General features: G+C 70.0%; 24 protein-coding genes and 1 tRNA gene. 12 read left to right on the plus strand and 13 right to left on the minus strand.

The window, feature by feature from the left end; all coding sequences use genetic code 11:
* The first annotated feature begins 811 nt into the window (after nucleotides 1-811).
* On the plus strand, nucleotides 812-1156 hold the full coding sequence (locus Cba03nite_RS37885; RefSeq protein WP_203757130.1) for a hypothetical protein: 345 nt from the start codon (nucleotides 812-814) through the stop codon (nucleotides 1154-1156).
* Here the strand turns inward: Cba03nite_RS37885 and Cba03nite_RS37890 are convergent.
* Nucleotides 1153-2058, minus strand: a complete 906-nt coding sequence (locus tag Cba03nite_RS37890; RefSeq protein ID WP_203757131.1) for an IS5 family transposase — start codon at nucleotides 2056-2058, stop codon at nucleotides 1153-1155. The two genes, Cba03nite_RS37885 and Cba03nite_RS37890, sit on opposite strands and share 4 nt — an antisense overlap.
* 473 nt (nucleotides 2059-2531) lie before the next feature.
* Complete coding sequence (locus tag Cba03nite_RS37895; RefSeq protein WP_203757132.1) at nucleotides 2532-3194, minus strand: DUF4304 domain-containing protein; 663 nt, start codon at nucleotides 3192-3194, stop codon at nucleotides 2532-2534.
* A gap of 298 nt (nucleotides 3195-3492) precedes the next feature.
* Here Cba03nite_RS37895 and Cba03nite_RS37900 point away from each other — a divergent pair.
* The 4 genes from Cba03nite_RS37900 (at nucleotide 3493) to Cba03nite_RS37915 (ending at nucleotide 5491) form a co-directional block, all read left to right on the plus strand.
* Nucleotides 3493-3622 (plus strand) — tRNA-OTHER (locus tag Cba03nite_RS37900).
* Nucleotides 3623-3820: 198 nt separating this feature from the next.
* Nucleotides 3821-4255 (plus strand): hypothetical protein, encoded by a 435-nt coding sequence (locus tag Cba03nite_RS37905; RefSeq protein ID WP_203757133.1) that lies wholly within the window; start codon nucleotides 3821-3823, stop codon nucleotides 4253-4255.
* Between the two features lie 56 nt (nucleotides 4256-4311).
* Complete coding sequence (locus tag Cba03nite_RS37910) at nucleotides 4312-4743, plus strand: hypothetical protein (RefSeq protein ID WP_203757134.1); 432 nt, start codon at nucleotides 4312-4314, stop codon at nucleotides 4741-4743.
* A 112-nt stretch (nucleotides 4744-4855) separates the two neighbouring features.
* On the plus strand, nucleotides 4856-5491 hold the full coding sequence (locus Cba03nite_RS37915) for a hypothetical protein (protein ID WP_203757136.1): 636 nt from the start codon (nucleotides 4856-4858) through the stop codon (nucleotides 5489-5491).
* 170 nt (nucleotides 5492-5661) lie between these two features.
* Here the strand turns inward: Cba03nite_RS37915 and Cba03nite_RS37920 are convergent, their stop codons facing one another.
* Nucleotides 5662-6336, minus strand: a complete 675-nt coding sequence (locus Cba03nite_RS37920; protein WP_203757138.1) for a hypothetical protein — start codon at nucleotides 6334-6336, stop codon at nucleotides 5662-5664.
* 203 nt (nucleotides 6337-6539) lie between these two features.
* Here Cba03nite_RS37920 and Cba03nite_RS37925 point away from each other — a divergent pair, with 203 nt between their 5' ends.
* Nucleotides 6540-7256, plus strand: coding sequence for a hypothetical protein (locus Cba03nite_RS37925; protein WP_203757140.1), 717 nt, complete (start codon nucleotides 6540-6542; stop codon nucleotides 7254-7256).
* 23 nt (nucleotides 7257-7279) lie between these two features.
* Here the strand turns inward: Cba03nite_RS37925 and Cba03nite_RS37930 are convergent, their stop codons facing one another.
* The 3 genes from Cba03nite_RS37930 to Cba03nite_RS37940 all read right to left on the minus strand — a co-directional run bounded on the left by Cba03nite_RS37930 (nucleotide 7280) and on the right by Cba03nite_RS37940 (nucleotide 12775).
* Entirely contained in the window at nucleotides 7280-8083 is an 804-nt protein-coding gene (locus Cba03nite_RS37930; RefSeq protein ID WP_203757142.1) for a DUF8692 domain-containing protein, read from the minus strand.
* Between the two features lie 142 nt (nucleotides 8084-8225).
* Nucleotides 8226-10517 (minus strand): RICIN domain-containing protein, encoded by a 2292-nt coding sequence (locus Cba03nite_RS37935; RefSeq protein ID WP_203757143.1) that lies wholly within the window; start codon nucleotides 10515-10517, stop codon nucleotides 8226-8228.
* 323 nt (nucleotides 10518-10840) lie between these two features.
* Nucleotides 10841-12775: a discoidin domain-containing protein gene (locus Cba03nite_RS37940; protein WP_203757145.1), complete on the minus strand. Its 1935-nt coding sequence runs from the start codon at nucleotides 12773-12775 to the stop codon at nucleotides 10841-10843.
* A gap of 262 nt (nucleotides 12776-13037) precedes the next feature.
* Between Cba03nite_RS37940 and Cba03nite_RS37945 the strand changes: the two genes are divergently transcribed.
* Entirely contained in the window at nucleotides 13038-14060 is a 1023-nt protein-coding gene (locus Cba03nite_RS37945; protein WP_203757147.1) for a LacI family DNA-binding transcriptional regulator, read from the plus strand.
* A 1-nt stretch (nucleotide 14061) separates the two neighbouring features.
* On the opposite strand, the gene Cba03nite_RS37950 is transcribed toward Cba03nite_RS37945, so the two are convergent.
* On the minus strand, nucleotides 14062-14727 hold the full coding sequence (locus Cba03nite_RS37950) for a DUF6766 family protein (protein ID WP_239126321.1): 666 nt from the start codon (nucleotides 14725-14727) through the stop codon (nucleotides 14062-14064).
* A gap of 145 nt (nucleotides 14728-14872) precedes the next feature.
* On the opposite strand from Cba03nite_RS37950, the gene Cba03nite_RS37955 reads away from it, so the two are divergent.
* From Cba03nite_RS37955 to Cba03nite_RS37970, 4 genes are all read left to right on the plus strand, one after another.
* Entirely contained in the window at nucleotides 14873-15904 is a 1032-nt protein-coding gene (locus Cba03nite_RS37955) for a DNA topoisomerase IB (protein WP_346114575.1), read from the plus strand.
* 58 nt (nucleotides 15905-15962) lie between these two features.
* Entirely contained in the window at nucleotides 15963-16655 is a 693-nt protein-coding gene (locus tag Cba03nite_RS37960; RefSeq protein ID WP_203757152.1) for a pentapeptide repeat-containing protein, read from the plus strand.
* A 107-nt stretch (nucleotides 16656-16762) separates the two neighbouring features.
* Nucleotides 16763-17230: a hypothetical protein gene (locus tag Cba03nite_RS37965; RefSeq protein ID WP_203757154.1), complete on the plus strand. Its 468-nt coding sequence runs from the start codon at nucleotides 16763-16765 to the stop codon at nucleotides 17228-17230.
* A gap of 280 nt (nucleotides 17231-17510) precedes the next feature.
* Entirely contained in the window at nucleotides 17511-18083 is a 573-nt protein-coding gene (locus Cba03nite_RS37970; RefSeq protein WP_203757187.1) for a hypothetical protein, read from the plus strand.
* 27 nt (nucleotides 18084-18110) lie between these two features.
* Here Cba03nite_RS37970 and Cba03nite_RS37975 read toward each other — a convergent pair whose 3' ends face one another.
* The 3 genes from Cba03nite_RS37975 to Cba03nite_RS37985 all read right to left on the minus strand — a co-directional run bounded on the left by Cba03nite_RS37975 (nucleotide 18111) and on the right by Cba03nite_RS37985 (nucleotide 20676).
* Nucleotides 18111-18572: a hypothetical protein gene (locus Cba03nite_RS37975; protein ID WP_203757156.1), complete on the minus strand. Its 462-nt coding sequence runs from the start codon at nucleotides 18570-18572 to the stop codon at nucleotides 18111-18113.
* A 162-nt stretch (nucleotides 18573-18734) separates the two neighbouring features.
* On the minus strand, nucleotides 18735-19334 hold the full coding sequence (locus Cba03nite_RS37980) for a response regulator (protein ID WP_239126327.1): 600 nt from the start codon (nucleotides 19332-19334) through the stop codon (nucleotides 18735-18737).
* Nucleotides 19335-19449: 115 nt separating this feature from the next.
* The gene (locus Cba03nite_RS37985) at nucleotides 19450-20676 is read right to left on the minus strand and encodes a sensor histidine kinase (RefSeq protein WP_239126323.1); all 1227 of its coding nucleotides are present in this window, start codon (nucleotides 20674-20676) and stop codon (nucleotides 19450-19452) included.
* Between the two features lie 354 nt (nucleotides 20677-21030).
* Between Cba03nite_RS37985 and Cba03nite_RS37990 the strand changes: the two genes are divergently transcribed.
* The gene (locus Cba03nite_RS37990; RefSeq protein WP_239126324.1) at nucleotides 21031-21711 is read left to right on the plus strand and encodes a hypothetical protein; all 681 of its coding nucleotides are present in this window, start codon (nucleotides 21031-21033) and stop codon (nucleotides 21709-21711) included.
* Between the two features lie 275 nt (nucleotides 21712-21986).
* Here Cba03nite_RS37990 and Cba03nite_RS37995 read toward each other — a convergent pair whose 3' ends face one another.
* The 3 genes from Cba03nite_RS37995 to Cba03nite_RS38005 all read right to left on the minus strand — a co-directional run bounded on the left by Cba03nite_RS37995 (nucleotide 21987) and on the right by Cba03nite_RS38005 (nucleotide 25844).
* A complete protein-coding gene (locus Cba03nite_RS37995; protein WP_203757160.1) occupies nucleotides 21987-22319 on the minus strand; it encodes a hypothetical protein in 333 nt (110 codons plus the stop codon).
* Nucleotides 22320-22504: 185 nt separating this feature from the next.
* Nucleotides 22505-22996: a hemerythrin domain-containing protein gene (locus Cba03nite_RS38000; RefSeq protein WP_203757161.1), complete on the minus strand. Its 492-nt coding sequence runs from the start codon at nucleotides 22994-22996 to the stop codon at nucleotides 22505-22507.
* Between the two features lie 388 nt (nucleotides 22997-23384).
* Nucleotides 23385-25844 (minus strand): heavy metal translocating P-type ATPase, encoded by a 2460-nt coding sequence (locus tag Cba03nite_RS38005; protein WP_203757162.1) that lies wholly within the window; start codon nucleotides 25842-25844, stop codon nucleotides 23385-23387.
* Nucleotides 25845-25920: the final 76 nt, after the last annotated feature.

The raw sequence follows: 25920 nt of genomic DNA on the forward strand, positions 1-25920 counted from the left end.
CCCGCGAAAACGCTGGTTCTGGCCCCGCCGGCAAGGCTCGCCGTAGGCGACCGCGTAGCGGCTTGGCCTTGCCGGCGGGGCCAGGTTCCGCGCGTAGGCATCCGCCTGGGCCGGCGGTGGGCGGGATGGCCCCACCCCAACCACCCACCCAACCGCAAGACGCCCACGCATCCCCTCCATCCCGGGGCCGGGGCGGCCCCGCCGGAGGCGCTATCGAACCTGCTCGCCTGGTCAACTGCCTTGTCATGCCGCACTGCCTACTGCATGATCTCCCAGGCCAACAGAAGCGCACGAGAGGACGGGCCATGCTGAGGTGGTGGCGGTTGTACAAGCTGCGGCGAACGATGGGGCGGCTCCTCAAGGACACCAACACTCACCCCGACGGCACGCCGTTCGCCCGTAACGAGCCCTGCTCATGCGCAACACCGTGGTAGGAGATCGAGGCCACCGCGAACGGCTATCCGATGGCAGCGGTCAAGTCTGACGCGTACAGCATCTTGACGAACCCCACGTTGGGGATGGAGTCGCGGTGCACTGTCTGCCACGCGCGGTATGCCCGCCCCTGGCTCATTGATGACGGGACTCCGATGCCTTTCGCCTGGGCTCGCGACGACGAGGCACCGTCAACTAGGCGGTGTCTCGAAGTTCGTGTAGCCATTCGCTGATGGCGGTAATTGGGGTTGTTGCCAGGTAGCGGCTTCGTTAGCTGCGGCTTCAATCTTGAACGACCGCTCCTTCTCGGGGCGCGGGATGTGGGTCCGAAGATGCACAATAGTGATCAACATGTCGCCGAACGCGCGAGGATCCGACCTTGACTAACAGTGACAATGAGTGGGTTGCGAGCCTGCCCTTCTCGTCGGGTACGTCCTTTGCTGGGCGGCTCGCGATGCTGGGCGGCACACTGGCGCTGACCGAGCAGGACCTCACGTTCACGCCATTGATCGGACTGGGACGCATCCGGCGGTTTGCACTGGCGGACATCGAGAGTGTCGCCGTCCATGCCGACAAGCCGCCACGGCTGCGCATCGCCCTGAAGCGCGGCAGCGCAGTGGTTCTGATGGTTACTTCGAGTCGGGCCACGCCGGTGTGGTCGCAGGACGCCTCTGCGCGGGATGAAGCGATCATGGCGATCAACGCCCGCCTTGCCGGCAGCTAGACAGTGTGCCGAAGTGCGTGTAGCCACTCGTTGATGGCGGTGATGTGGATCGTGGCCAGGTAGCGGACGGCGAGCTTGTCGAACCGCGTGGCCACGGCCCGGTTGCGTTTGAGCCGGTTGATGCCGCACTCGACGGCGTGGCGCTGCCGGTAGACGACAGGGTCGAACGCCGGTGGGCGACCGCCTTGGGATCCCTTGGCGCGTCGGTGGGCGTCCTGGTCGACCTTGCTCGGGATGCAGGCCTTGATCCCGCGGTTTCGTAGCAGCGCCCGGTTGGCGCGTGAGGTGTATGCCCGGTCGGCGAGGACCAGATCGGGCCGGACCCGAGGCCGACCCGGGCCGAGACGGGGCACGCGAATGCCGGCAAGCACCGCGGCGAACTGCGGGCTGTCGCCGCGGTGTCCGGCGGTCAACACGATCGACAGCGGCTTCTGACCCTGCTCACATGCCAGGTGGATCTTCGTCGTCAGCCCGCCCCGGGAGCGGCCCAGCGCGTGATCTGCAGGCTCGGGGCCGGGTGGTTCGATCTGTTGGTCGGCTCGTCTGCGGGCGCCGGCGGCGTGCTGGTGCGCGCGGGCGCTGGTCGAGTCGATGCTGACGTCCCAGGTGATGAGCCCGGCTGCGTCGGCGCGGGCCTGCAGCGCAGTGACGATGTGCTGCCAGACGCCTGCGCGCTGCCACCGGCGGAACAGTGCGTACGCCGCCTGCCAGGACCCGTAACAGGCCGGGACGTCACGCCAGGGCGCGCCTACCCGTACCCGCCAGCGTATGCCGTCGATGAGTTGCCGCCTGGTCCATGCCGACGGTCGACCTGGTCGAATGTTCGCAGGGAGAAGGGGCTGCAGTACCGCCCACTGTGCGTCGGTCAGGTCGAACCGCCTCGTCACCGCTATCGTGGGCACGAGGTCTCCGGTATTCAGGTTCTTCTTGGTCGTAGAACCCTTACCGGAGACCTCGCCGTTTAACGATCACCAACACGCCGCGACTTCGAGACACTGCCTAGGCGAAGGAGCGCTAGGTCGAGCGTCTGGGGCCGCTAGGTCTAGCGCTGACGCTGGCGCCCCAGTCGGCGTGCAGCCCGCGGCCTAGTGGTCTAGCGGTGTCGCGCTGGAGGAGTCGGGAAGCGTCCTGGATGGCTCTGGTGAGGGTTCCCGGATGTTGCTAGAGATCTGCGGCCTGTGGCGCCGGTGCGGGCCGCTTGCCCTCCCCGCGCGGGCCGAAGGCATACGCGGGGAGGGCACGCAGCCACGGTGCGGCGCTTCAGCACCGCCTTGATCCTTAATACAGCAGGTGCACTTCTAGTGACCTGCCAAGTTGCTACTGATGGCAGTGCTTGGAGCCAGTTCCGGGCACGGCATCGCACGGCTGTGCTTTCTCAGGTGGGGCGAGTCTGCGTTTGACCCGATTGATCGTCGTGGCCACTACGACGATGTGCTGAGAGGTCGAGCGCGTGACTCCACACCGCGTCATACACCGGTGAGCCGGGGTGCTGGCCTAGATCCTTGAGGAAGCGTTCGAGCTCTGCAGTCGCACCGTCCTCGGCCTTCAACCACGCCGCGATCTTCCAGAACGAACTCGGGCCGAGAACGCCATGCCGATCGATCGCCGCCTGCCGCAGGTTGTCGCGGTCCATGAGCCGGATCAGCGGCGGTAGTTCTTCACGGAGGTCGGCAACGATCTCTGAGAGCACCACCGTGGCCGACTCTTCATCCATGATCTTCCAGCGCCAGCCGCCGCCCCGACGACTCTGCGCCAGCCTGCCCCGCCAGGTCCCATGGGCCGCCCCCGGCCCAGCGTCTTCTGGCAAGCCCAGCCTGGCCTTGTCCCAGCTCCACTTGGGTGCGACGACGAGAGCGAGGTTGACGTAGAACGCGACGCAGTCGCCACTTGAGGCCGAGGATCTCTGGAGTTCCACTATCAGGTGGTCGCCATGATCTGACGTCATTCGAAACACCTGGCCATCGGCTGAAAACCCCATGTCCTCGAGCGTCGAGGACAAGGAGTCCACGACCTGACGATATGCGATCTTGGCAGTCATGCAGCCTCACGTCCCGATCGACGAACACAGCCCGGTGCAGGTCGTCCGTCGTCAGCCCGCACGGAGATGCCACCAGACTACTGAGGCGGCGGTGCGCTTCTGATCATCTGCTGAGTTCCAGCTGATGACGACGCTTGTAATGGCTGCTGCGGGCGTGGGCTTGATGTCACCGGCGCCATGTGGACTATTGGTAACGCACGCTTCCGAACCGGGCGTCGTCGCCGTCGATCAGATGCCTCGCTAACTTTCGCTGACGATTGGTGTCGCGAGCCGGGCGTTGAACTGGCATAGTCCACGCGGGCCGGTGGCAGAGCCGGGTTATTGCAGCGCCGCCCAGCCGATGCCGTGCACGCGCGGGGGCTAGGGCAGGTGCGTGGGGGAAGCTGGCGTGCCAGTCCCCACCGGGGGTTCGAATCCCCTCCGGCCCGCGGTCAGTGTGCTGGCGCACTGTATAGCGGAACAGGCAACGGCTGCCCGCGAACAATGCGCAGGTCGGCTTGCCAGCAGCGGCAGCCAGTCAGCGACTCGCGATCATCCGCATGAGTTGTCGAGGTTTCGCGGTGCTGTGTGCCCCACTTGTGCCCCAAGGTGGCGGCCGATCTGACCAGCGCGCATAATCCCGGACCATGATCGGCGACGAGCTACAGCCCCGCCCCACGGGCCGCGTACCCCGGTATGTGCTGTCCGCCGCCGGACGCGGCCTACTCGCAGGTCTGCTGGCACTGGGGACGACGGTGCTCGTCGGCTACGGCCTGGCCCTCTCACACCGCGACGCCCCGTATCCATGCGACGCCGACAGCTCATGCGATGGCTTCTCCTTCTCCGGAATCGCGGTGATGATCCTGCTGATGCCTGTCACGCTGGGTCTGGCCGGGCCGCTTGCAGCACTCCTCCTGAAGCTGCCCACACCTTCAGCGTTCGTGCTGCCTGCCTGCTGGGCCGGCGTCGTTCTCTGCGCCAGCTTGGACACCCCGGCCGCACTCGCAGCGTTGGCCGTCCTGCCAGCCCTGTACGTGCTCGTCGCCATCGCGGTGAGCCACCGCCGCACCTCACGGTTGTAACAATCCGATGGCCGCCCGACGTTCCGAGGCGAATGTTCGTGTTACTGGAGGCCTTCATGCGAGATGATCACCCGATCGACCGTCTAGTTGCCAAAGTTGAAGGAACGGCGCCCGCCTCAGTCGCCAACTCGATGCGAGTGTCGTCTGAGCAGCTGGCCAGTCGGCGGCAATGGGTCCTTGGACCGCCTGAACTTTTCGACGAATCAGATGTTCGCGATGCTCGCTCGCTGGGGCTCGCGCTGTCGATCTATACAGCGCGGCCGCCGTGGGGCGAGGGGTTGGATCGCACGATCGACCGCGCCCACTTGAGCGAGGTTAGGGAACTTCTCGGGGAGATCTGTCGGATCTCCAGCGAGCATCATGTGTCGCTTGTTGTTGATTTCGCAGGAGAATCGATCGGCACGGTCGAACAAGGTCGCATGAACGAATCGCTTGAGATCGGCCTGATCGGCGAGTGGGAGCGCGTCTTGGATGAGCGAGACGAGTAAAGCCCTCCCTCGTGCGAACTCGGAGTTAGTTGATCAGGGACGTGCACATGGTCCGCTAAAGGCGAGGCCGAAGCAGCTTGCGAGCATCGCTCCCGCCGCCTTCAATAGCCCGGTGATCACCATGCGCCCCGCCGTCGAGGTCATGCGACTGAACGCCGTGCCCCTGTGGCACTTCGCCCAGCGTGATCCGCTGTCCTGGCTGGTGCTGCATGCCGCCTGCACGGATGACGAGGTCGGCCTGTTCCTGGCACTCCTGGCCGACCGGTACGGGGTCCTGACGGGCCCGGATCCGGCCTGGATCATGGAGGCACTGCTGGCCGAGGAAATGATCGACATCAGCGGCGGCGTACTGGTCCACGACTCGAAGTCGGGCGTGACGATCGCCCCGAGCTGCTGCTGCGGCCTGGCGGACTGGCGCGAATGGCAGCAAGCACCGGCTGGGGTGGCGCCGTGGATGGGCCACAGCCCCGATCCCGAGATGGAGTTCCACGAAACCCAGCTGCGGTTATGGCAGAACGGCGACGACCGCCGCCCCGGCACCCACGTCGACGTCCCACGGTCCGCCCTATCTGCCCTGCTGGCCGGCGTCCGGCAGGACCTGATCGGCTTCCTCGACGCGCTGCGCGCCTGGGCCCGGCAGCACGGATGCGCTGATCTGGTCGACGCGTTCATCGCGAAGGCCGACGCGGACCTCGCCGTCTCCGCCGAGTTGATCCCGGCCGGCCTCACCACGGGTGGAGCGGTATAGGGCTGCCTTGACGCAGGTAGGACAACGCCCAGCGCGCTTGGCGGCACAGGTTGCCGCCAGAGGCCGAAGCCAGACCGGACCACGTAGCTGTCCGCGCCTGCGCCAATACCTGTGGCCTGGTCCCAGGCGGTAGCCCTGCTTCGCAGAAGCAGCCGGACATCGTCGGCGTTTCACACGCCGTTGTGCCCCCGTTGTGCCCCACGAGCCCTCTCTGGAACTCGTGCCAGCACGAGTTGGCCACATACGACGGCATCTGTTGGCATGTGCCACACCACATCGAGGCTGATCGTCTGCGCGACCCTCTGCGCCGTGCACGCATGCCAGAACTCGAACATGTCGTCAGACATGTCCTCGTCGTCCAGGTGGTCTTCCGGCCGACCCGGAATATCAAACTGATCAAGATAGCGCTGCTCGACCGGAAGCGGGTCTCCCAGCGCCATCTCCGAAGAGAGATCGCTGTAACGGCGAATCGTGCGGCCATCACGAGCGACGAGCCAGGCAGATCCGTCGCGCTGCGCACCGAAGTAAAAGGCATGGGCCTCGCCGTACTGCGCGCTAAGCACCTCGACGAGCGTCCGCACCTCTTCGTGGCGCTCCTTGTCGGTGGGATCACACCAGGGTCCGACCACGGCGGTCCACCCGTTGATCTCGCCGGTTACGCACACCAACCCGGTGTCGCTGCCGTGACTGGCGCGGTCCATCTCCTCCCGGGCAAGCGCGTATGTCGTCGGTTGCGGGTCTGTCAGCCCGAGCGCCGCCATGATGCCTGCCTGGTCACCACCGGCAACGCAGAACCAGTAGTTCCAGCAGGAGCCCAGCGGCTGAGGCCGATCGTCAAGGGTCACGCCAGCAAGATAGCCGCGCTCAGCTGGGGCCCGAAAAGCCGCACGAACCATGACCTGCTCGCGATCGACCACCTGTCTGCCTGCGCCCGCAGCACGGCCTGCGGCGCGCAGCTGACCGGAGCAGTCGTGATCCGCGACAGCTTGGGAGCGCCGCCCTGATGGCATACGATGCACCCGACTTCGAGCCAGTGCGGGAAGCATGTGTGCACATCGTCGACGATCCGACGGGGTTGTCGGAGCGAGCTCGGGACCTCCTTGCGCGCACCGGATGGCGTAAACCCGAATCGGCCGCGCGCCTGGCGACAGACTTTCTTCGCGTACGCGACCGGACGGGTCGCTTGATCCCGGCTCCCATGAAGCTGGTGATCCGCCGGGAGGCGTTCGCGGCCCGCTTCGGTGGGCTTCAATACGCAGTGCGCCGAAGCGTGGCTCTGCCCGGCATGGATCGCGAGTTCCAACGCCTTTGGGACTTCGACCTGGGCGGCTGGATGCGGCGCGACGTGCGGGGCTGGCACTTCGACTTCATCGGCGAGCGCGTCTCCTCACCGGTGGCTTATGCGGTACACACCGACGGCCGGGTCGGGGTGACCCACGGTGGGCTGTTCCTGGAGATCGCGACGTCGGTGTATCACCTCATCGAAAGCCATGCCGTCCTGGACCAGGTGGCGTCCTGGCAGCCCTGGCATGAGTACGCCGCCGGATCCGACCGGATGGCGCTCGTCGACCACCTGGCAGCGCAGCTCGACGGGCTCACCGAGGTGGCTGAGGCGTCGGGACCGTGTGCTCGCTGGCTCCTGGGCGAGAACGTTGCCATACACGAGGTGTTGAGCTACTCGAGCGACGTGCCGCGTACCCGCCAGCTCGCTGTGTGGGCACGCGGTCAGGACGGCATCGGCCAGATCCGGGCCGCGCTGGCATAGGCCACGATCGGCATCCGCTCGGCTCAGCCTCCGTGGGGGCGCGGGCCGCGGAACGCGGTCACCACGGAGCGGCGCCGGCCGCGCTCCCCCGGCTGCGGGGGCGGCGGCGCCGCGAAAGCGGTGACGTCCTGGTAGCGGTGCAGGCAGGTGCCGACCGCGTACAGGAACACGATGACCGCGACGCCCTGGATCAGCTCCTCCAACGACGCCGCGATCAGGAAGCGCAGGTACGCCGCGCCGGTGAGGTCCTGGCCGGGCAGGTGCGCGAGCAGGTTGCGGCCGGTCAGCACGCCGACGACCTCGACCAGGGTCACCCCGACGACGTACCCGGCCGCCGCGCCGCCCATCAGCCACCGGGTGCGGGACGGCAGGTGCTGCGCGAATCGGATGTACGCCAGCGCGAAGATCACGGCGAGCGGCGCGGCGATCACCAGCCAGGACGAGGCGTTGCCGAGCGCGGCGAGCGCCCCGACGCGCAGGATCCGGTGCGCGTCGGTCATGTCGTCCAGCGACAGCAGGGCGAACGCGGCGCCGAGCACCCGCCAGTGGCGCACGTACCGCAGCTCGCCGGCGGCCTTGGCCGCGGTGCCGACCTCCCACAGCAGCCAGCCGGTCAGCAGCAGCACTCCCGCGGAGAACCAGGCGGGCAGGTTCTGCTGCTCGTCCACGTTGAAGAACGTGGCGAACCAGATGGCGGTATGCACCTTGCGCCCGTAGCCGAGGCCGTGGAACAGGTAGTTGCTGGCGAGGCTGAGCAGGTGCAGCGCCAGCAGCGCCCACAGCAGGCGCCGGGCCAGGACGCGGATGTGCGGCAATGCCATGCTCATTGGAGGACTCCCCGGGATGCCGAGCGGCCGACAGGCCGAGGTACGACTCTAGGGGAAACAGACCGATTTGCCCGTGTACACGCCGGAGGCGGGCAGGGACCCGGTGCGCCACGGCGGGCGGCACCGGGCCCCGCGTTCGGGGTCAGGGCTGCACGACGAGGCGGAACGACTGCGCCGGGCCGCCGGTGCAGGTCCACTGCTGCAGCCAGGCGCCGTCGGCGGTGGACACGTCGCGCACGTCGAGGCACCTGCCGCTGTTGCGGGCGACGAACCGGTAGAGGCCGCCGCCGAGCGCGACCGGCTGCCACTGCTGGTTGGTGCCGCCGACGTACGACCACAGGTGCACCTGCGCGCCGTCGCCGGTGGCCCCGGGGCCGCCGTTGACGTCCCAGACCAGGCTGGTCGCGTGCCGGTTGACGACCTGGTAGTAGCCGCCGCTGGTCGCCCGGAACTGCCACTGCTGGTTGGCCGCGGGAGGTGACGCGCAGGTCCACTGCTGCAGGCGAGCGCCGTTGCCGGTGCTCCAGTCGGCGTCGTCCAGGCACTTGCCGCTGTTGGTGTTGATCACCTGATACCAGGCGCCCTGGTTGATGCCGCCACCCCCGCCGCCGGAGGACGAGGTGGTGACGGTCAGTGACGCCGAGGCCGGGGACTGGTTGCCCGCGGCGTCCCGTGCCCGGACGGTGTAGGTGTACGGGGTCGACGCGGCCAGGCCGGTATCGGTGTAACCGGTGCCCGTGGCCGTGCCCACCTGGACCCCGTTGCGGAACACCAGATAGCCGGTGACGCCGACGTTGTCGGTGGACGCGGTCCAGCTCAGGTTCGTGGACGAGGACGTGGTGCCACTGGCCGACAGGGCGCCGGGCGCGGTCGGCGCAGTCGTGTCACCACCGGTGCCCGGCCAGGTCAGTGTGGCGACCGCGCCGGGCGGCACGGTGTAGCCGACGGTCATCGCGTTGAACGAGACGCCGAAGGTCTGCGAGCCGCCGCCGACGTTGGCCACCAGCAGCGCGTACGAGCCGTCGGGGTTGCGGAATGCGACGTTGTGCAGGTCGCCGGCGTTGTTGGAGCCGACGCGCACCGCGCCGGTCTTCACGAAGCGGGCGAGGTGGCCGAGCGTGTAGTACTCGGCGTTGCGGGTGACGGTGCTGCCCTCGATGGTGAGCACGCCGGAGCACATGCCGGCCGGGTTGTTGCCGCAGCCGCCGTTGACCGGGCCGCCCCGGCTGTCCAGGGCCAGGTTCCAGTTGATCAGCGACTTCGACCAGTTACGGATCACGCCGACGGCGAGGTAGCGGGCGTGCCACTTGAACGTGTCGGCGAAGACCTGCGCCGGGGAGTCGTTGACCCCGTGCCAGCCGGAGCACTCGCTGAACCAGATGTCCTTGTTCGGGAACGCGTCGTGCAGCGCGGTCTGGGCGCTGGCGTCGCCGTAGTAGCAGTGGTAGGCGGTGCCCGCGATCCACTGGGCGGCGGAGGTGCGCAGGACGTCGTACGGGTAGTTCGGCTCGGCGGGCACGCCCAGCTGCGCGGCGTCGGCGGCGTCGTCGGGGTGCTGCGCCCAGTTGTGGTCGTACGAGATGATCTTCACGTGGCCCAGGCCCGCGTCGCGGAGCAGCGGGCCGAGTTCGTTGATGACGGCGGCCTGGTGGGCGACGGGCATGTCGGTGCCGGGGTAGCCGTCGGGGGTGCGGTTCTGCGGTTCGTTCTGCACGGTGAGGGCGTAGATCGGCACCCCCGCCGCCTGGTACGCCTGCACGAACCTGACCAGGTAGAGCGCGTACGCCCGGAAGATCGCGTGGTCGTTCTTGAGCCTGCCGCCGACGAGGGAGTTGTTGGCCTTCATCCAGGCGGGCTGGCCCCACGGCGACGCCATGATCTTCAGGCTGGGATTGAGCTGCAGCGCACGCCGCAGCAGCGGCAGGATCTGCGCCTCGTCGTGGGCGATGCTGAACCGCGCCATCGGCAGGTCGGTCTGGCCGCTGGGCAGGTCGTCGAACGTGTAGTGCGCCTCGTCGGTGAAGTCCGAGCTGCCGATGGGCTGGCGCAGCATGCTCAGGCCGATGCCGTTGACCGGGTCGAACAGCGACGTCATCACCTGGTCGCGCTGCGCGGCGGGCAGCCGGTAGAGCAGCGCGGCCGACGAGTCGGTGATCGACGCGCCGAACCCGTCCATGGTCTGCAGGACCTGCGACGGCTCGATGGTGATCATCTGGCCGGGACGGGGCCCGGCGGTGTCGAACACCTGGCTCGCGGCCGGGGCCAGCAGCTGGGCCCGGTCAGGGGTGGTGATCCAGGCCGAGACGGTCGGCCCGGTCGCCGCGGACGCGGTCGTGGCCGGACCGGCGAACGCGGCGGCCGTGGCGAGCAGCGTGACCGCCGCCGCCAGCGCCGCACGGCGGCGGTGCCTGGGGAGGGTGTGCCGGTGGTGCATGGTGTGCTCCTTCGAATCGGGACGGGGAGCGGCGGAAGGTCGGTGTCCTTCCGCGATCGGCCCGGCAGCGCCGCCGGGCCGAAGCCTGTGAGCCGAGCAATGCGGGTGGTACGCGGGCAGCAGCCATCGCCTGGGCCGCGGCGCGGATCAGGTGCACGGGCAGGGTGTGGCGCGTCACGGCCGGGGCGGGGTCACCGCCGCGCACGCGGCCGCAGGCTCGGGGTTAAGAAGGTGCCCTTCCTCTACGTATTCCGTTAAGAAGGTGCCCTTCCTTGCGTGGGGGGCGGGGCCGGGGGCGTCCGGCCCCGCCGTTGTCGGGTGGGTCAGGTGTAGAGGCGGAGGTCGGCGATGGACCACCAGTTGCCGGCTGCGGCGGTGCTGGTGATGCGCAGGTGGCGGGCGGTGGTGCGGGGCAGGTCCACGTTGGTGAGCTGGGCGACGCCGGTGCCGGTGGCCAGGGTGCGCCAGGTGGTGCCGTCGTCGCTGGCGGACAGCTGCCAGCCGCGGGGGTAGTCGCCGAGGTTGCCGCCGCTGTCGATGGCGACGCGGCGGAAGGTGCGGGTCGCGCCCAGGTCGACCTGGAGATACTGGCCGGGGGCCTGGGCCTGGCCGCTGCTCCAGCGGGTGGAGGCGTCGGCGTCGACGGCCGCGGCCGGGTTCTCCCCCGCCGGGTCGGCGACGACGGTCGCGCCGGTCAGCGGGATCTCGCGCAGGTCGCTGCGCAGGGCCGGGTGGGCGGGCCAGGTGAAGGTGGCCAGGGCGCCGCCGGGCAGGGTGTAGTCGATGATCCGGTCGCCGACCGCGACGGCGAAGGAGCGCGGGTCGTCGTTCTCGTTGTGCACGACCAGCGCGGTGGAGCCGTCGGGGTTGCGGAAGGCCACGTCCGTGAGCTGGCCGTTCCAGCCGACGGTGCCGAACGAGGTGCTGGCGATGCGGACCGCGCCGGGGCGGACGAACTTCGACAGGTGACCGATCGTGTAGTACTCGGCGTTGGTGGTGGCGGTGCCGTCCGCGCCGACGGTGACCAGGCCGGTGCAGGTGTCGCAGCCGCCCAGGTGCGGGCCGCCGGTGGCGTCGAGCGCGAGGTTCCAGTTGACCACGGACTTGGCCCAGTTGCGGGTGGTGCCGATGGCCAGGGTACGGGCGTGCCAGACCAGGGTCTCCCGGAAGAACTTCGCGGGCGGGTCGTCCGGGCCGTGCGAGCCGGAGCACTCGGTGAACCAGATGCCCTTGTCGGGGTACGCGTCGTGCAGCGCGGTCTGCGCGGACGGGTCGCCGTAGTAGCAGTGGAACGCGGTCCCGGCGATCCAGCGCGCGGCCGGGCCGGACAGCAGCTGGTACGGGTAGTCCGTCTCCGGGTCCTCGCCGGGCGGGGTCGAGGCGATGTCGCCGGGGTGGGTGGCCCAGTTGTGGTCGTAGCCGAGGATCTTGGTGCGGGGGCTGGCGGCGCGCAGCAGCGGGCCGAGCGCCTCGATCACCCTGGCCTGCTGGCGGACCGGCAGGTCGGTGCCGGGGTAGCCGGACGGGGCGCGGTTCTGCGGCTCGTTCTGCACCGACAGGTAGTCGATCGGGACACCGGCCGCGGCGTACGCCTGCACGAAGCGCACCAGGTAGCGCGCGTACGCCCGGTAGACGGCCGGGTCGTCGGCCAGCCGCCCGCCGGCCAGCGTGCCGCCGGTCTTCATCCAGGCGGGCATGCTCCACGGCGTGGCCATGATGGTCAGCTTCGGGTTGAGGCGGCGGGCCTGGCGCAGCAGTGGCAGGATCCGTGCCTCGTCGTGGGCGATGCTGAACGAGCGCAGCCCGAAGTCGGTCTGCCCGGCGGGCACGTCGTCGTAGGTGTAGTGCTCGTCGGCGGCGGTGAAGTCCGACGAGCCGATCGGCTGGCGCAGGAAGCTGACGCCGATGCCGCGTGCCGGGTCGAACAGCGACCGCATCACCTCGTCGCGGTCGGCGGGGCTGAGCCGGTACAGCACCTCGGCGGAGGAGTCGGTGAGCGACGCCCCGAACCCGTCCATGCTCTGATAGGACCGGCGCGGATCCACCACGATCGTCGGCTCGGCCGAGGTGCCCTCCCGGAAGGTGACCGGAGCGCGCTCGTGCAGCAGCTCCGACCGGTCCACCGTGGTCACCCACACTCTCGCCTGCGGCTGTGCCCGGCGGTCCGCCGACGGCGCGGCGGTGGCGGCCACGGCGCCGCCGAGCGCGAGCGCCGCCGTCACCGCGGCGGCGACGGCTCCTGTCGCTGGTCTTCTCATTTGCCCACCTCAAGCCATGTAACATCTTGTAACACTTGTGAAACATCTGCGCTTCGCAGCGAACCACCGGGCCGGCATCATGTCAATAGGTCGATGCATGCCAGGTCTGATGTAGCCGGTCAGGGGCATGCCAGCCTTGTAACGGAGTGGAACAGCAGCGACCGCACCAGGCCGCGTAAATCGATGTAGAGGAGATCCGGTTCGCCCCTGGAGCAGCGCCCGGCGGGCCGATATGCTGACGCCATGAAACGGCATGGAACAGATGACCAGACCCGCCACGCGTAAGGGGAGCGTCCGCGACATCGCCGCGGCCACCGGCCTGTCCATCGCCACCGTCTCGCGCGCCCTCAACGCCCACCCGAGCGTCGCCGCCGACACCCGCGACCTCGTCCAGCGCACCGCCCAGCGGCTGCGCGCGGCCGTACGCGCCGAACCCGACGGCCGCCCCCCGGCCCGCCAGGTCGTCTACGTGCGCTGCCCGTACCAGCTCACCGACTACTTCGGGCTGATCGTTTCCTCCATCGCCGAGACGCTCCTGCTGCACGGGCGCCACCTGCTGCTCGACGCCGGACAGGTCGCACAGAACGAGAACGTGCTGCCCACCCTCGGCTCCCGCACCGACATCGGCGGCGCCGTGCTGATCCTGCCGCCCGAGCCCAGCGAGGAGCTGGAACACCTGCGCCGCGACGGCTTCCCGTTCGTCGTCGTCGACCCGCGCACTCCCCCGCCCCGCGACATCCCGGCCGTGTCCGCCGCGCACTTCGGCGGCGCCCGCGCCGTAACCGCCCACCTGACCGCCCTGGGCCACCGCCGGATCGGCGTGGTCGGCGGCCCGCACAACTGGCTCGCCGGCCAGGCCCGCCTGGCCGGGCACACCTCCGCGCTGGCCGACGTGGGCGTACTGGCCGACCCGGCGCTCGTGCGCTCCGCCGAGCCGACCGCCGAGCTGGGCCACCGCGCCGCCGCCGAACTGCTCGACCTGCCCGACCGGCCCACCGCCCTGGTCTGCTTCAACGACAAGGCAGCCGTCGGCGCGCTGGCCGCCGCCACCGAACGCGGCCTGCGCGTGCCCGCCGACCTGTCGGTCACCGGCTTCGACGACATCGACCTGGCCAGCGCCACCACCCCGAGGCTGACCACGGTGCGCCAGCCGCTGCAGGAGATGGGCCGCATCGCCGTCGGCCTGCTGGTCCGCCTGCTCGACCAGCACCAGCTGGAAGCACTGCACATCGAGCTGGCCACCGAACTGGTCGTACGCGAGTCGACCGGCCCGGTGCCCGCCTGAGCTACTCGCCGGTCTGCCCGTGCGGGGCGGTGACCGGCTTGGACTCCGGCGAGCCGTGCTGGCGCAGGAAGATGCTGAGCACGATCAGCGCACCGACCGCCAGGAACTCGCTCTGCCAGTTCTGCATGGACTGGAACCAGAAGTCCGACGTGCCGAGGAACTCCAGGGCGCTCACCGACGGCTGGCCCTTCAGCGCCGCCTGCTCGTTGAAGTCGGCGGTCCCGCCCAGCAGGTGGCTCACGAACGACAGCAGGAAGAACAGCAGCAGCACGATCGCCAGGCTGTTGCGGTAGAGCACCTGCGACAGGCCGTGCTGCCGCGACGGCTTCGGCGAGTCCTCCGTTGCCTTCTCCGGCTCGTCCTCCGGACGGTCCTTCTGGTCCGGCTTCTTGGACTCCGCCGACCCCCGCTGCACCAGATACGCCGTCAGCAGGACGTACGCGCCCATCTGAAGGAACTCCGACTCCCAGTTCTCGAACAGGGCCTCGGCGAAGTGGCCGGTACGCAGGTAGTGCCAGTACGTGTCGGCGGCAACGCCGTAGTCGGCCAGCTCCTCGTTGCGGACCTGCCAGCCGAACACGCTCTGCAGGACCACGAAGACCGCGAAGGCGCCGAACATCGACACCGCCAGCGCGTTGTCGTGCAGCCAGCTCTTTCGTACGCTCACCTGACACCTCCTGATACCCGGATTACCCCGGATCTCCGGGTTGATGCGTAGGCGACAGGAAGCCACATAATAGGATAAACACGGCAAAAGGGCCTCCCGCCGAGGAACCGGCGTGAACGTGCCAACAGCCGGGTAAGCGTGTGCCATGCGGCTGCGGCGAAGCGACCTCTCCCGGGCGGGCATCAGCCGCCGGCGACGGGGCCGGGGATTCTCCTATTCATTCCAGGGCAAGCCCGTGACCGACCCGGACACCCTGGAAAGGATCCGGGCGCTCGCGGTGCCACCCGCCTGGTCCGAGGTGTGGATCAGCCCCGACGAACGCGGCCACATCCAGGCGATCGGCGTCGATGCCGCCGGGCGCCGGCAGTACCGCTACCACGACCAGTGGCGCGCCCAGCGCGACCGCCGCAAATTCGCCCACCTCGCAGACCTGGCCGCCGCACTCCCCCGGCTGCGCGAAACCGTCACCAAGGACCTCTCCGGCCGCGGGCTCACCCGGCCACGGGTGCTCGCCGCGGCGGTCCGGCTGCTGGACCGCACCGCCGTCCGGGTCGGCGGCGAGCAGTACGCAGTCGACGACCCCGACCTCGGCGAGGCCACGTTCGGGCTGGCCACCATCCGCCGCGACCACGTCAAGGTCCGCGGCGACGAGATCATGATGAGCTTCCCCGCCAAGGGAGGCATAGAGGCGATGATCACCGTCGAGGACGCTGCGGTCGCCGCCGTCATCCGCAACCTGCTCCGCCGCGACGATCCCGGCGAGGAGCTGCTCGCGTACCGCGAAGGCCGTGAGTGGCGCGACGTGCGCAGCAGCGACGTCAACGACTACCTGCGCGAGATCTCCGGCGCCGAGATCACCGCCAAGGACTTCCGCACCTGGCACGGCACGGTCGCCGCCCTGGTCAGCCTGTGCGCGGCGGGACGCTGCCGCACCGTGACCGCCCGCCGCAAGGCCGTCACCGCCGCCATGCGCGAAGCCGCCGACCTGCTGGGCAACACCCCAGCGGTGGCACGGGCCTCCTACGTCGACCCACGCCTGGTCGACGCCTACGGCGCCGGTGGCCTCCCCTCCCTCAAGGGCCTGGACACGGCCGCCGAGCAGCCCGCAGGCGCCGCGTTCGCCGACGCGAAGCTGTGGGCGCAGGCCGAGAAGACAGCCATCGACATCCTCACCTGAGGAGGATGCAGGGCGTCATCAGATCGGGAAGCCTGTCGCTGCGATAGGTTCGGGAGCTGTGTCGACCCGATCAGCCCACGGCAGGGACTCCGCCCGCGCGACCCGGCTGCCCGCCAAGCCGCAGCCGCCCTCGGCCATGGAGACCGCCCAGCAGCCCGACCACGACATCGAGGACGAGGCGACGTTCCGGAAGCTGGCGTTCCTCGACCTCGACCTGTCGGGCCAGGCCGGGGACTCGGTCGAGTTCGAGCAGTGCCGGTTCACCCGCACCGGGCTGGCCGGGACGGTGCTGGAACGGGCGGCGTTTACCGACTGCCTGGTCGAGACGTCCGACTGGGCGAACCTCAAGGCCGTCAAGTCCGGGCTGCTGCGGGTGGAGGTGTCGCTGGCGCGGCTGACCGGGCTGCAATGGCTCGACGGGTCGCTGCGCGACGTGGCGTTCCGGGAGTGCCGGATGGACCTGGCGACGTTCCGGTTCAGCTCGTTCAAGAACGTGGCCTTCACCGAGTGCAACCTCACCCGGGCCGACTTCACCAACGCCGACCTGCGCGGGGCGTCGTTCACCGGGTGCGACCTGTCGGGCGCGCAGTTCGCGCAGGCCGACTGCAACGGTGCACGGTTCACCCGCTGCGAGCTGGGCGGCATCGGCAGCGTGACGAGCCTGCGCGGCGCGACCGTCGGCGCGCACGACCTCGCGGGGCTGGCATACACGCTGGCCGGGGCGCTCGACATCACCATCGACGAGGCCTGACTCACGATCAGGCTTCGCTGTTCGCGCCTTGACCGGCTGGTTTGCCGGCCGCCCCTACCATGACGTCACCAATCGGCAGCGAGCGTCATGAATGAAGCGGGTAGCCCATGGTGAGCGATGTGGCGCAGATAATCGGCCTGGTCGCCATCGCGATCACTCTCTACTTCGCCTCCCAACAGACCAAGCGGCTGCGCCAGCAGGTTGACCTCGCCAACCTCTTCAGCAGGTACGAAGCGCTCAACCACGCCAGCGAGCGCTACGACAACGGGCTGGCGCTGATCTTCCAGAGGCCGGAGCTGCGGCCATATGTCTTCCAGCGCAAACCACTGGACCTGACGGGCGACGACCTGGCACGTGTGCTCACCGTGGCCGATCTGATGGCCGGTGCCGTCGACTATGCCCTGCGGGTAGGCGCGCGGTTTCCAGACGACCCGAGTTCCGACTGGACCGCCGTCGCGGTGGAGATGGCCAGGCAGCCCGTGTTCCAGGCGCTCGTCCAGGAGCAGCCGCACCAGTTCCCCGACCTGATACGTCATTTCGTGCCAGGCCCCAGCGAGCCCGCCACAGAGGTCTAGAGTTTCAACCTCTGCACATGGGTGTATGCCTGCCGAGCTGGCGTACACACTGGTGGAGGGCCGTTGGCTGGGGAGGCTGACTGACCCGTCGGGCACGCACGTCGGCTAGAAGACAGTCAGGGCACCGTGGGCATGTTCCGCACGATCACGGAGTCACACGGTCGCGCCGCCGCGCGCGAAACCGGATCGAGCCGGCATAAGGAGCGAGGTAGAGTCCCGCCTCGTGACAGCGACGGTTGACCAGGTCAAAGACGACAGCGAGCGGCTCGGTCAGGAGGCCATGCGTCGCCTGCGACTGCGATCGGTGTGCGCGATCGACCCGGGCCTGACCTGCGCGGAGTTCGACGAGATCGAACACGAGTTCGGGTTCCAGTTCGCCGACGACCACAGAGCCTTCCTGGCGGCGGGCCTCCCGGTGAACACCCGGCCCGAGCCGCGAGAGCCCGGGGTCTACTACGCGCATGCTGAGCCTTGGCCGGACTGGCGTCGCGCCGACCGCGACCAGGTGCGCGCGGCGCTGAACTGGCCCATCGAGGGTGTTCTATACGACGTCGAGCACAACAGCTTCTGGTACGAAAGCTGGGACGCTCGCCCGCAGGACATGGCCGAGGCCCTCGCGACCGCAGCGCGAATGCTCGCCCAGGTGCCGCCGATGGTGCCTGTTTACGGGCACCGCTACCTCCCCGCCGGGCGGGGCGAGTCCGGTCACCCTGTGCTGTCGATGTGGCAGACCGACATCATTTACTACGGCTTCAACCTGGCCGACTACATCGATCGTGAGTTCGACCGCGATTGCGACGAGGATCCGCGGGAGCCGCGGGCGACCGTCGACTTCTGGCGAGACCTAGTCTGAGCCGCATCCCGGTACACCGACTCGCTGTCAGGCGCGAGCCATCTCCACCGACAGCACCCGGCGCAGGACGGCGACGACCACGTCAGGGGCGAACCGTTCTGCGGCCACCCGCTCAAGCCGGGCCACCACGGAGAACATCTGCGCCGGCCCGGCCGTACGCAGATGCGCCACCATCCAGGCGCTCAGGTCGTCCAGGCTCTCGGGCAGCTCCAGCGCCTCCACCGGTGGCGGCGGGATCAACCCGAGGTGAGTCAGATTCGGCAACGGCTGCTGCGCCGACGCGTAGGCCCCAGGCGGCAGCCCGACTCGGAAAGGGTGGACGCATACCGGCGTTCCGTCAGGGGCGGCCCGCCACCCGAGCCCCGGGTTGAAGGCCAGTTCAGTCGCAGGCCGGGCGACCACGTCGAAGCCGCCCGGCCCCAGCAGCTGCGCCGGGCAGATCCCGCAGGTCTCGTCGCACCAGCGCGCCAGCGGGCCTGCCAAGTCCACGTCGGCAGCATACCGGCGGACCAGGGCGCCCATCGAGAGCCCGTGAACGCATCGCTTTCCCACCGGTCACTGGTTGCGGCCCCCGACCGACTGGCTCGCCGGCCAACTGGTCGGCTCGCCTACCCATGCCGGGTGCGGGCGCGGGCCAGAAGGTTTCCGGTGTCAGCCGGTGAGGCCGGCGTCGTGGGCGAGTAGGGCGACCTGGGTACGGTTGTTGAGATCGAGTTTGGTGAGTATGCGGGAAATGTGGGCTTTCACGGTGGCCACGCTCATGAACAGCTCGCCCGCGATCTCGGCGTTGGACTTGCCCCGCCCGACGGCGACGGCGACCTCGCGTTCGCGTTCGCTGAGCTGATGCAGCGCGGTGGTGGCGTGGTGTTGCCGGGCGGCGGCGCCGGTGCTGCTGAGGTGGGCGATGAGCCGCCGGGTGACGGTCGGCGACAGGATGGGTTCGCCGGCTGCGACCCGCGCGACGGCGCGCAGGATCTCGGCGGGTGGCGTGTGTTTGAGCAGGAAGCCGCTGGCCCCGGCGCGCAGGGCGCGCAGGACGTACTCGTCGGCGTCGAAGGTGGTCAGGACGATGACCTCGGGTGGGTCGGGTCGGGCGCGGAGCCGTTCGGTGGCGGCGAGGCCGTCGAGGGTGGGCATGCGGATGTCCATCAGCACCACGTCCGGGGCGTATGCGTCGACGGCGGCGGCTACTTCGCTGCCGTCACCGGCCTCGCCCACCACGGCGATGTCCGGCGAGCCGCCGAAGACCATGGTGAGGCCGGCCCGCACGAGCGGGTCGTCGTCGACGATGAGGACCCGCACCGGTGCGTCCACGTTGGGCTCCTTGTCCGTGCTCACCTGGGCCGGAGGCCGGTTCCGGCCGCGATCAGAGGCTAGGCCACGGTAGCCAGGCCCTGAGCCGGAAGTCACCGGCGGGGGTGGGGCCGTGTTCGAGGCGTCCGCCGGCGAGGGCGGCCCGTTCGGTGAGCCCGATGAGGCCGCTGCCGGCGCCGGGGATGCCGGCAGGGCTGGTCTCGGCCGGATACGGGTTGCGGATCTCGACGGTTACGCCGTCGCCCGGGGCTGCCCGGACGGTGACGGCCACCTCGCCGTCGGGGGCGTGCTTGCGGGCGTTGGTCAGCCCTTCCTGCACGATCCGGTACGCGCTGCGCCCCACACCAGCCGGTACGGCGGAGAGCGCGCCGGTCTGCCAGTCGAGCCGTACCCGCATCCCGGCGCGCCGCGATTGGTCGACCAGGTCAGGGAGGTCGGCCAGGGTGGGCAGCGGCCGTTCCGGCGTCTCGTCGGACAGGCCGGCACCGGTGCGCAGGACGCCGATCACCTCCCGAAGGTCCTCCAGCGCCTGGTAGGCGCTGTCGCGGACCACCCCGGCGGCACGGGCGACCTCCTCGGGCGCGGCGTCGGGGCGCAGCTCCAGCGCCCCGGCGTGCAGGCTCAGCAGTGACAGGCGGTGGGCGAGCACGTCGTGCATCTCCCGGGCGATCCGGTTGCGTTCGCCCTGGCGGGCTTCGGCGACGCGCAGTTCCTGTTCGGCCTCGACCCGCCGAGCCCGCTCCCGCAGCGACTGGCGTCGGGCCCGTACAAACATGCCCCAGGCGAGTACCGCGGCCGCGAAGACGACGCCCAGCACGATCTCCGACGGGGACCCGGCTGGGACGTCGGGCCGAACCAGCAGCGTCAGGAACGGGACGAGCGCGTACCCGGCCACGATCGGGGCGACCACCGCGAAGCGCCGGTGCACCGCGACGGTGAACAGCGCGATGAGCGCCGCGCCCGCCGCCGACGTCGCGTAGACGCCGACCACACCGGCGACCACGGCCAGGCCGACCGGCCAGCGCCTGCGCAGCCACACCCCCAGACTGCACAGGCCGCCGAGGACGAGGTCGACAGTGAGCGGGACCGGCGCGATGTGCCGCGCGAGGCCGTCGCCCAGGGCGAGCACCATGAGGCCGACGGCCAGCAGGAAACACGCGGCGTCGACCACTCGGCCGCGGATCGTGCGCCCGGCCGGGCGTACCGGATCGTGGTCGGCATCGCTGGTCACGCCCGCCGGTAGCGGGCTCCGATCCTGCGGGGGCGCCGGGACCATCATGATCGAAGGGTACGGCCGGGTCGGGCCCCACGGCGTCCGACCAAAGTCGATCCTTCGGTGTAGACCTTCGGCCCGCCACCATCGACCTTGGCTCATAGCGGTGTAACCGGCCGCTCCAGCAATCTTCTCCACGTCACCGGAACGGACAGCCAAAGAAGACTCCGATGCCGGTTCCGACCATTCCTGCGCCAACGAACGACGTGGTGTTGCACCGATCATCCGATCGCAACGAAGGAGTGAGAGATGAGATCACCGCATGACCCCGCCACCGCGCTGGAATCCCTGCACGCGCCCGTGAGCGTGGGACCGGCAACGACGGGGCCCACCCCGACCCGAGCGCTCCGAGAGCGGGTCGTGGGCACGACGGCGATCGCGCTGGCAGCGTCGGTGGCGATCCAGAACGCGGTGGTGATCTGGGCCGGAGCGCCAGGCTACGGGGACCCGATCAAGGAGGTGCTCGCCTTCCACGCCGAGCACCGGGTCGCGGTCGCGGTCGCGGTCGGCCTGGAGGCGCTGAACCTGCCGCTGCTGCTCGGGTTCCTGACCGGTCTCCACGGGCTCGTCGAGCGCCGCGGGCGTGCGGGCGCAGACTGGTCGCGCCTCGCCGTGGCCGCAGGTGCGACCCTCTCGGCAGTCTTTGCGCTCTACGCCGTCCTGTGGAACGGTGTCGTGCTGTCCGCCGGCGAGGTCGCCGAGCCGAGCCCCGAGTTCGAGCTCGCCTGGCAGATGCACGCAGCAGCCTTCGCGCTGGCGCTGCCGGCGCTCGGCACCACACTCATCGGCGCCGCGCTGGCGGCGCATGCGAGCCGGCTGACGCCGCCGTGGCAACGTCTGCTCGCAGTGGCCGGGGGAAGCCTGCTGCTCGCCGCCGGGGCGGCCAACCTCGCGATCGCGGACGGCTCAGAGCTCCTCTTCGTGGGGATGCCCGGCTACGCCGCCTGGCTCGTGTGGCTGCTCGCGACCGGCATACGGCTGGTGCGCGCTCGAACAGCTGACCGTCCCGACGACGCATCGAGCTCCGCCGAGCAGGGATGATGGGAACCGACATCGAGGCAGCTGCGGTCGCCGCAGCGCTTGGGGCGTACGCCGGGGGTGCGACTGCCGATACCGCGCTCGAGTTCGACAGGAGCGGCAGTGGGCGGTCACGGTAGCAGCGGCGGGCTCGCCGCGCTGGGCGGCAAGGCGGGCGAGCGCTCGCCTGAGGCCGCCGCACGGTCCGCGGCGCGACCCGTCACCGCCAGCCCCACGGCAGGTGTCGCCCCACGCCGTAGGTGTGCCTGTCCGCACGGCAGGGCCCGGGGCGGCCGGTCTCAGCCGGCGATGTTGTGCGGGAAGACGACGACCACCTGTTCCTCAGTGAGTTCGCGCACGTGTACGCCTTGGCCGTCTCCGGAGACCGGCAGGGTGATCTCGTTGCCGCCGATGGTGACGGTCACCATGCTGTCCTTCACCTCGACCAGTTCGACCTCCATGCCGAACACGCTCGCCGAGGCACTCACGCCGCGCTGGAAGGTCACGGCGCATTGCTGAAGGTCGCAGTCCACGTCAGTACCCTTGCCATCGCTGCACCCGGCCAGCAGAGTGATCGACAGCAGGGGCAGAAGGATCGTCCGAGCGAGCACTCGGCCAAGGTCATCAGACATCACTCGACTCTAAACGCCGCTGTCCAACGATTGCGGCGTTTGCGCGGGCGGCATCGCCGGGCCAGCCCTGTGTGTACTCGTCGCGATCATGGCCGCTGGCCGCCGCGCCTCGGACGGTCGCCGTGGAGGTCGACGACACCGAGTTGCGCATCGAGGTCGACGGCACCATACGCAAGGTAGGCGGTTCAGCCGACGTGATCGCGGAATCTGAACACAGTGCCCGACCACCCCGTGTCGCGCACTCCAGCGTCGAGGGCGGCGCTGATCGCACGTTCCTCATAGTTGAAGTGGGACTCCATGATCGCCATGAGGCCGTCGAGCTCGCGGCCCACCGCGTCGAGCCCAGACGCCGGTGACCGGGCCGCCTCATCGGCGAGCTGCTTCACCCGCAGCAGGATCGTTCCGATCATCTCGTGGTCCTGGACGAGGTTGGCCACCGTCTTGGCGAGGTCGGGACGTGCGCGCAGCAGCTCGGCGAACAGGCCTTCGTCCTCGCCGGTGTGGTGTGTGGTGAGTGCGGCGCAGAACGCCAGGCAGTGGGTGACGAGCGCGTCGTCGTCGAGTCGGCGCCGGCCGAGATCTGCCTTGAGCGTCTCGACTTGGCGGCGTAGTTGCTGATGTGCCTGCTTGAGTTGTTGGCTGAGTGCGACGGCGCGGTCGCTGTCGGGCGACGCCACGGGGGTGCCTTCCGGTACCGCACCTCCATGCCTGGCGCAGTCCGCCACCGGCACGCGATGCTGGACTCATTCGATCATCACCGCGCCGCAGCCGCAACCGGCCCGGCACGCACCGCCTGACGCTGATGGCTGCTTTTCCTCGACGCACGCTGACGAAACCGGGGAAGTTGCCCGTGACCCAGCCGACGTTCCCACAAAGGAACGATCGTGACGGGCTGGATGATGACCATGCCGTTCACCCAGCTAAGCCCTCGAGAACCCTCGAATGAACGCCTTTCGTAACCGGTCCCGGGCGCGCCCGCGCCGGTGATCGTTCGACTTGCCTGGCACTCGGGCGTATCTTGGCCGCGCATTGGCCCATGTGCCAGGCAAGTTGAGCGATCTTGGGTCAGGCGGCGCGCGAGGGCGCGGTGCCTCGCGCGAGGGCCGGGCGGGGGGTATGCCGGCGCAGCAGCAGGGCGTTGGCGGTGACGATGATGGTGGAGGCGCTCATCAGCAGCGCGGCCCACTGCGGCTGGAGGAGCACGCCCAGGCTCGGGTAGAGCACGCCCGCGGCGACCGGGATCGCGAGCACGTTGTAGATCGCGGCCCAGAACAGGTTCTGCTTGATCTTGCGCCGCACGGCGCGCGCGATCGACAGCGCGTATCCCACGTCGGCCGGGTCGTCGCGGATGAGCACCACGTCGGCGGTCTCGACGGCGACGTCGGTGCCCGCGCCGATGGCGATGCCGATGTCGGCCCCGGCCAGCGCGGGCGCGTCGTTGACGCCGTCGCCGACCATCGCGACCCGGGCCCCGTCCCGTTGCAGCGCGGCAACGTGCCCGGCCTTGTCCTCGGGCAGCACCTCGGCGATGACCGTGTCGATGCCCAGCCGCCGGGCCACCGCCTCGGCCGTGCCGCGCTGGTCGCCGGTGAGCATCACCGTGCGGATACCGGCCGCATGCAGTGCCTTGATCGCGGTGGCGGCGGACTCACGGACCGGGTCCGCCACCGCGACCACACCCAGCGCGGTGCCGCCCTCGGCGACGTACATCGCGGTCCTGCCGTCGGCGGCCAGCGCCGCCGCCCGGTCCACGAGCCCGTCCACGGCGACCTGTTCACGCTGCATGAGGCGCAGGTTGCCGACGAGCACCGGGCGGCCGTCGACGACCGCGCTCACCCCGTGGCCCGGGATCGAGTCGAACCGGTCCGGCGGCGTGACCTCGATGCCACGCTCCCGTGCCGCCGCCACGATCGCGGCGGCCAGCGGGTGCTGGGACGGCTGATCGGCGCGGGCTGCCAGGCCGAGCAGCCGGTCCTGCGACGCGCCGTCGGCGGCCACCAGGTCGGTTACGGCGGGCCGGCCCGCGGTCAGGGTGCCGGTCTTGTCGAACACGACCGTGTCGATCCCGGCGGTGGCCTCCAGGGCGGTGGCGTTCTTGAACAGCACGCCGCCCCGCGCGCCCTGCCCGACCCCGACGGTGATCGCGGTCGGGGTGGCCAGCGCGAGCGCGTCCGGGCAGGCGATGACGATCGCCGACACCGCCGCGGTGACCGCGAACGCGGCCCCGTGCCCGCCCCACAGCATCCACGCCGCGAAGGTGAGCGCACCGGCGGCCAGCGCGACGTAGACCAGGTACTTTCCGGCGGTGTCGGCCAGCCGCTGCGCCGGGGCCTTGGACGCCTGGGCGTTCTGCACCATGGCGACGATGCGGGCCAGCGCGGTGTCGGCGCCGACGGCGGTGGCCGTGAACGCGAACGCGCCGGTGGTGTTGATGGTGCCGCCGACGACCGGGTCGCCGGGCTCCTTGGCCACCGGCACCGGCTCGCCGGTGATCATCGACTCGTCGACGTACGAGCCGCCCTCGGTGACGGTGCCGTCGACGGGCACCTTCGCGCCGGGCCGGACCACGAGCACGTCCCCGGCGGCGACCTGGTCGAGCGGGACCTCCGTCTCGTGACCGTCGCGGCGTACGAGCGCGGTCGGCGGCGCGAGCGACAGCAGGGCCTCGACGGCCCGGCCGGTGGCGAACCGGGAGCGCATCTCCAGCCAGTGCCCGAGCAGGCTGAGCGTGGTCAGCATCGCGGCGGCCTCGAAGAACACCTCGTGCCCGCCGAGCAGCGTGGAGAACAGCGAGTACAGGTAAGCCACCAGGATGCCGACGGCGATCAGCGTCATCATGGTGACCTCGCCGTGGCGCAGCGAACGCGCGGCCGAGGACAGGAAGGGCCAGCCGCCCCAGAACACCACCGGTGTGGCCAGGAGCAGCCCGAACCAGCCCATGGACAGCCCGAACGGCGGCTCCGAGGGCAGCCCGAGCGCGCCGCCGATCGGCGAGAACAGCACGATCGGCACGGTCAGCACCGCGCTGATCACGAACCGGCGCAGCATCGACGCGACCATGCCGGCACCGTGCCCGGCGTGTTCGTCATGTGCGCCGTGCTCGTCATGTGCGGTGGAGTCGTCATGCGCGGTGGGCTCGCCGTGCATGCCGTGGACTGCGGGAGCGGGCGCGGGCTCAGCCGCGGCGGTGTGGCTGGGGTGGTGCGTGTGGGCGGCGGTCTCGTCGGGTGAGCCTGCGGCGGGGTGGCCGGGCTGGCAGCAGGACGCGGGGCATTGCACGCAGTCGCAGCCGTACCCCCCATTGTCCAGCGCCTCGCGCAGCGCGGCGGGGCTGGTCCGCGACGGGTCGTAGGCGAGGTGCAGCACCGCGCGGGTGCGGTCGGCGGTCGCGGACCGCACGCCGGGCAGGCCGGTCGCGATCCGCTCCACGGCCGCCAGCTCCGTGCCGCAGTAGCAGAAGTCGAGGGCGACCTCGGCCACGGCGCCGCCATGCCCGTGCCCGTGGTCGGCGTGCTGGTGCCTCATCGCCGCGCTCCCGTTCCTGATCGTCAGGGATACCCCCAGGTGGTATCTCCGTCTTCCCGCAGCATACCCCCCAGGG

The sequence above is a fragment of the Catellatospora bangladeshensis genome, assembly GCF_016862575.1.
Classification (GTDB): Bacteria; Actinomycetota; Actinomycetes; order Mycobacteriales; family Micromonosporaceae; genus Catellatospora; species Catellatospora bangladeshensis.